Source organism: uncultured Oxalicibacterium sp. (genome assembly GCF_913776015.1).
GTDB lineage: Bacteria > Pseudomonadota > Gammaproteobacteria > Burkholderiales > Burkholderiaceae_D > Oxalicibacterium.
In genome coordinates this window covers 24460-31224 of sequence record NZ_CAJYMD010000025.1, presented here as the reverse complement: position 1 = coordinate 31224, position 6765 = coordinate 24460, and the positions used below count along the sequence as shown (strand labels likewise).

Sequence of the window (6765 nt, the reverse complement as noted above, 5' to 3'; positions counted from 1 at the left end):
TTTACCCGCAAACACGAGGGGGAAAAGCATGTCGCACCGCTGCGCTGGAAAACTCTTGGGCTGGCATTTCTCAATCTGCTGCCGCGGCTGCTGATTCCTTTTCCCAAGTATCTGGCACGACTGAGCGGTCGTATCTGCGGTCTGCTGAACTACAAGGCTTGATTACGGCTCACGCCGTGTCATCCTTGGCAAACTGCAACTGATACAGATTGGCGTAAACCTCGTTCTTCGCCAGCAGTTCGGCATGCGAGCCCAGCTCCACGATGCGCCCCTCATCGACCACGGCAATGCGATCAGCACGTTCGATCGTCGATAAACGATGCGCAATGACCAATGTGGTACGTCCCTTCATCAATTCATCCAGTGCAGCTTGCACAGCGCGCTCGGATTCCGAATCCAGCGCGGATGTAGCCTCGTCCAGAATCAGGATAGGCGCATCCTTGTAGATCGCACGCGCAATCGCCAGACGCTGGCGCTGTCCACCGGACAGACGCCCGCCGTTATCGCCGATCACAGTTTGCAATCCCTCGGGCAAACCGGCAATGACTTCTTCAAGATGGGCGGCCTTGGCCGCCGCCCGAATGCGGGCGTTGTCGGGCTGCGGATCGCCATAGGCGATATTGGCCGCAATCGTGTCATCAAACAGCACCACATGCTGGCTCACCATGGCGATTTGCTGACGCAAGCTGGTCAATGCAATGCCTTCGATATTTTCACCATCCAGCCGTATCTCGCCTTCCGTGACCGGATAGAAACCGGGCACCAGATTGACTAGTGTCGATTTGCCGCCTCCCGACATGCCAACGAATGCAATCGTTTCACCCGGCATGACAGTCAGATCAATGTCATGCAACGCTGCAGCCTTCTGCCCCGGATAAGTGAACCCCAGACGAACGAAATCCAGACGCCCTGCAGCACGCTCGCTCAAGGTCTTGCCGGAAGTCCGTTCGATCTTTGCATCAATGACGGCAAATACGGCCTCCGCCGCCGTCAACCCGCGTTGCAGCGGCCCGTTAACCTCGGCGATATTTTTCAGCGGCGTCAACAACATCAGCATCGCCGTGATGAAGGAAACGAAACCACCTACCGTCGTCTGATTCTGCCCTGACTGAATCAGCGCGATCACGATCACGATCGCCACGGCGAATGCTGCCATCACCTGCGTCACTGGCGTCGTCGCTGCCAGCGTACTCGCCATGCGCATGGTGTAACTGCGCAATTTATCGGCTCGCGCTTCAAAACGATCGATTTCGTACTGATGCCCCCCGAAAATCTTGATGACCTGATTGGCACGGGTCGTTTCTTCCATCACCTGCGTCATTTCGGCATTGACGGTCTGGTATTCACGCGTCAAGCGGCGCACACGCTTGCCCGTCATGCGCACCACGATGGCGATCAGTGGCAACAGCACCAATGCCACCAGGGTCAACCGCCAGTTGAGCCAGAACAGGAAGCTCAGCAACACGATCACGGTCAGCGAATCACGAATCAACGAAGTGAAGACCTTGGTCACCATATCCACGATCTGCTGCACTTCGAACATCATGGAATTAATGACGCGTCCGACCGAATGGTGCGCGTAGAAACCCAGTGGCACATCGAGGATGCGTGCAAACATCTGACGTCGCAGCGTATTGAGCAGGCGCGACGAGACCCAGGTCATCATGTAGGTCGTCGTGAAGGTCGACATGCCGCGCAACACGAAGATGCCGACAATCGCCACTGGCACCAGCCAAAGCGAAAACGAAGGATTGCCACCGAAGCCCTTGTCCAGCAGCACGCGCATAACAGCAGGAAACATCGGCTCGGTCAGCGCCGTCATGATCATGCCGCAAAAGGCGATGGCAAGCCGCCCACGATATGGGCCGAGCATGCCGAACAGGCGTTTCAGATGAACAGGGATGGTCATTGAATCGCCTCATGAAGAATAAATGGTTGCCACATCACTGGTCTCCAGTCGAGGATGTACGTCGATGTCGACTGACACCTGCAAGCGGAATAGCGAGCAAGATCATGAAAGCCATGCCAAACAAGGCATCGCGCAAGATTGCATTGACAGCCCCGCCGAACATCAATGCCACGGTAATAGCCAGCACCCGCGTGCCATCAGCACCGTACATACGCATGCCTATCCATAATTGGGTCAACCAGATTGTCAGCAAGGTAGCGACGCCCAGCAAGCCTATTTCAGCCGTGTAGAGTAGATAGTCGTTATGGGGGGTCGCCATGTTTTCGCTGAGCAGTCCTTGCGCACGAGTCGGATACTGCTCCCCCCATGTTCCGATGCCACCGCCCATGACGGGATTCTCACGAATCATGTCCAGCGTGATGCGATACATTTCCAAACGTACGCCTTCGCTGCTGACCGTGCCGCCTTGCGAAAAAGCCTTTAGGTCGTGATATGTCCCCAGCATGCGCTCACGGAAACCATCGGCCGTCTGCCATATCAACACGGCGGCCATTAGCAAAGCCACCGCGACCACTCCAGTACGCCACGAGAATCGCAGATGCCGCAAAAACACCACACCACACACAAGAAAGAACATCACGCTGCCCGTGCGTGTCTTTGCAAACAGGAACAAGGCAATGGCGATATATACCAGTAGAAAAATACGCCACCAGCGTCCTTGCTTCTGCTCGATGAGGTCGTTGAATAACAAGCCCCCAGCGACGCCGAGCATCATCCCAATCAGGATCGATTTATTACCGGCATACAGAATGTAATTCTGGAAGATCGACCAATCCGGCAACGGATGCAGATGATGAATATAGAACAAGGTCGCAGCGTAGCCAGCACCGACAAATAGCATGTTTAAGGCATGCCTCTGCCATGCTCCGGCACCCACGCTGATGAAAAGTAGAAAGAACAGGTAAATCTGGTAATGCAGGAACGCTTTCCAGAAATCGTGCGAGCGCGGCAAAATGGCACCTTCAAGACAACAAACGGCCAACAAGCCAAGTATCGGAAAAAACAAGGGATGATTTTTTACCCGCTGCCAGCGTTGTGCATGATTACCCGCCAGCAGTACGGCCACCGCAAACAGCACTACACCGAAATTCGTGATGCCTACAGGAAAGAACAACGTAAAAGGCAAAAGAGAAAGGATGAACTGGGCTCTTTTTTCACGAGCGTCAATCGACTGGATCTCAGTCATAGGCAATCTGTACATTTTTTTCTGAATAAAGTGCGATCAGCTTCTGCTTGATCTCGTCATCGGGATTGACGCGCCATTGCTCGCCCAGCACGAGTTCTGAAACGCCTTTGGGATTCTGATATTCCACATGTACCGGGCTGCCATCGGCACGTACGGCGGCCTGCAGCGTCGCCATGAGCACACTGACATCGGTCGCGGCCTGCAGATGGATGCGCAGGCATTTGGCGTACTGGATGCGGGCGGCGGCAATGTCCATGACCTTTTCGGCCGAGACACGCAAGCCGCCGGAGAAACGGTCTTCCGACACCTTGCCGACCACGGCAAGGAATTCATCTTCCTTGAACAGATGGCGGCTGGCTTCGAAGACTTCGTTATAGACCGTGACATCGATCGTCGCCGTACCGTCGTCCAGCGTCAGGATGACGAGACGACCACGCTGCGTCATCTGCGTGCGCAAGCCGGCAATCACGCCAGCCAGCAGACGCGGTTCACGCGAAGGTTCGAAACTGGACAACTTGGCACGTGCAAAACGGCGTACTTCGTCGGCATAGGTATCGAACGGATGGCCCGACAGATAAAAGCCGAGCGCCGCTTTTTCTTCGGTGAGACGTTGCTTGTCACTCCACGGTGCCACCTTGACGTATTCAGGTTGCATGTCGAGATCGCTGTCGTCGCCACCGAACAGACTGACCTGATTCGCCGACGCTTCGGCCTGCTCCGCGCATTCGAGTGCAAAGCCGACTGACGCAAGCAGAATGCCGCGATCGACATTGAAACAATCGAAGGCACCGGCACGAATCAGCGATTCGACCGTGCGACGATTGATCTGTTTCTTGTCCACGCGTTTGCAAAAATCGAACAGATCGGTGTATGGCTTGCCTTGGCGACCGACGATGATGGCATCAATCGCGCCCTTGCCCGAGCCTTTGACGGCACCCAGTCCATAGCGAATCTGCATGGCTTTCTTGCCCGGCTCGCCGACCGGCGTGAAACGATAATCGGATTCATTGATATCGGGCGGCAGCATTTTCAGGCCGCAGATATCGATCGCATCTTCGACCAGAATCTTCACCTTGTCGGTATCGTCCATTGCCAGCGACATATTGGCTGCCATGAACGCGGCGGGATGATGCGCCTTCAGATAGGCAGTGTGATACGACAAGAGCGCATAGGCGGCTGCGTGCGACTTGTTAAAACCGTAGCCGGCGAACTTCTCCATCAAGTCGAAGATTTCGTCAGCCTTTTGCGCGCTCAGATCGTTCTTCGCCGCACCGGCACGAAACAGTTCGCGATGCTCGGCCATTTCTTCGGCCTTTTTCTTGCCCATCGCGCGACGCAGCAAATCCGCGCCACCGAGCGAGTAACCGCCGATGACCTGCGCCATCTGCATCACCTGTTCCTGATACACCATGATGCCGTAGGTTTCAGACAGGATGCTTTCGGTACGCGGATCTGGATACTCGAATTTCTCGCCGTGCTTGCGTCGGCAGAAATCCGGAATCAGGTCCATCGGACCCGGACGGTACAGCGCCACCAGGGCAATAATGTCTTCGAAGCGATCCGGCCTTGCATCTTTCAGCATGCCCTGCATGCCGCGACTTTCAAGCTGGAACACGGCGACCGTCTTGGCCTTGGTCAGCAATTCGTAGGAAGCACGATCGTCGAGTGGCAATTTTTCAAGCGCGAAATCGGCCATCGCCGGATCGAGATCCTTGATGTAGCGTACCGCGCGATCAAGAATCGTCAGCGTGGTCAACCCCAGAAAGTCGAACTTGACGAGGCCAACGGCTTCGACGTCATCCTTGTCGTACTGCGACACGACGCCAGAATCGCCGCCTTGGGTATAGAGCGGACAGAAATCCGTCAGCTTGCCCGGCGCGATCAGCACGCCACCGGCGTGCATGCCGATGTTACGGGCAATGCCTTCGACCTGCTGCGCCAGATCGAGCAGCTGCTTGACCTCTTCTTCCTTCTCGATACGTTCAGCGAGCAGCGGCTCTTCCTTGATCGCATCCTCAATGGTGACCTGTTTGCCCGGTTTGAATGGAATCAGCTTGGAAATGCCGTCACAGAAGTTGTAACCAAAATCGAGCACACGGCCGACGTCACGTACCGCGCCTTTCGCGGCCATCGTACCGAAGGTTGCAATCTGGGATACGGCTTCCTTGCCGTAGGCATCTTTCACGTACTGAATGACGCGATCGCGGCCTTCCTGACAGAAATCGATATCGAAGTCGGGCATCGAAACACGTTCCGGATTCAGGAAGCGTTCGAACAGCAGGTTGTAGCGCAGCGGGTCTAGATCGGTAATCAGCAGCGAATAGGCCACCAGCGAACCCGCACCCGAACCACGGCCCGGCCCGACCGGCACGCCATTGTTCTTCGCCCATTTGATAAAGTCGGCCACGATCAGGAAGTAGCCGGGAAACTTCATCTTGATGATGGTATCGGTCTCGAACTTCAGACGCTCCTCGTAGCGCGGGCGCTGCTTTTCGCGCTCGACCGGATCGGGATACAACTGTTCGAGTCGTCCCTGCAGACCACGCGATGCTTCCTGGACCAGAAACTCGTCGATCGACACGCCATCCGGCGTCGGGAAATTCGGCAGTTGCGGTTTGCCCAGTTCGAGTATCAGGTTGCAGCGCTTGGCGATTTCGATCGAATTGCGCAAGGCATTCGGCATATCGGCAAACAGCTCGGCCATTTCGGCCTGCGTCGTGAACCGCTGGCGTTCGTTGAAACGCTTGGGCCGACGCGGATTGGCGAGGATTTCGCCTTCGGCGATACAAGTACGCGCTTCATGCGCCGTGAACTCTTCATCTGTCAGGAACTGGACGGGATGCGTGGCGACGACGGGCAGTTGAAGCTTGGCCGCCAGTTGCGTTGCCATACGCACATGGGCGTCCATGTTCGGCTGGCCGGCACGTTGCACCTCGATATAGAAATGGCCCGGAAACAAATCGGCCCAACGCTGCGCAGCACGCTCGGCCCCCGCCAGATTGCCATTGTCGATGGCAATACCGACATCGCCGAAATGCGCGCCCGATAACACGATCAAATGTTTTTCTTCCGACGCATTGGCAATTTCTTCCAGCCATTCTGGACGGATCTCGGCGCGACCGCGATGCAGATTGGTCAGCCAGGCACGCGACAGCAAATCGCACAATTGCAGATAACCGGTGCGGTCCTTCACCAGCAACAGCAGGCGCGACGGCTTGTCGCGGTCGTTGTCATTGCTGATCCACGCATCGCATCCGACGATGGGCTTGATACCCTTGCCGCGCGCTTCCTTGTAAAACTTGACCATCCCGAACAGATTGGCCAGATCGCTGATTGCCAGCGCCGGCTGGCCGTCCTTGGCCGCGGTCTTGACGGCGTCATCGATACGAACGAGGCCATCGACAATCGAATACTCGGAATGCAGGCGGAGATGAATAAATTGCGGGGAAGTCATGGGGCCGTATTTTATAACGCGGCGTGCAGGTGCAGATGCCGATTGATGGCAATCGCGCCAAACGACCGGCAAATGCCGTCGAAATGGCGTATACGGGCTTTCCGCCGCAAGGCGAGCGCTTATAATGACGGGCTTTGGGCAACCATCAGGCCATAA

Annotated in this window: 3 protein-coding genes; all 3 read right to left on the bottom strand. The window is 56.1% G+C overall.

The window, feature by feature from the left end; genetic code table 11:
- Positions 1-169: 169 nt before the first annotated feature.
- Genes msbA through dnaE form a run of 3 tightly spaced genes read right to left on the bottom strand, consistent with a single transcriptional unit; the run spans position 170 to position 6609 of the window.
- Positions 170-1909 carry a lipid A export permease/ATP-binding protein MsbA gene (gene msbA / locus QZ725_RS03710; RefSeq protein WP_293776341.1) on the bottom strand — a complete coding sequence of 580 codons (1740 nt, stop codon included), beginning with the start codon at positions 1907-1909 and terminating at the stop codon, positions 170-172.
- Between the two features lie 34 nt (positions 1910-1943).
- On the bottom strand, positions 1944-3155 hold the full coding sequence (locus QZ725_RS03705) for an O-antigen ligase family protein (RefSeq protein WP_293776340.1): 1212 nt from the start codon (positions 3153-3155) through the stop codon (positions 1944-1946).
- Positions 3148-6609, bottom strand: a complete 3462-nt coding sequence (gene dnaE, locus QZ725_RS03700; protein WP_293776339.1) for a DNA polymerase III subunit alpha — start codon at positions 6607-6609, stop codon at positions 3148-3150. Before dnaE ends, QZ725_RS03705 begins: the two co-directional genes overlap by 8 nt.
- Between the last annotated feature and the right edge of the window lie 156 nt (positions 6610-6765).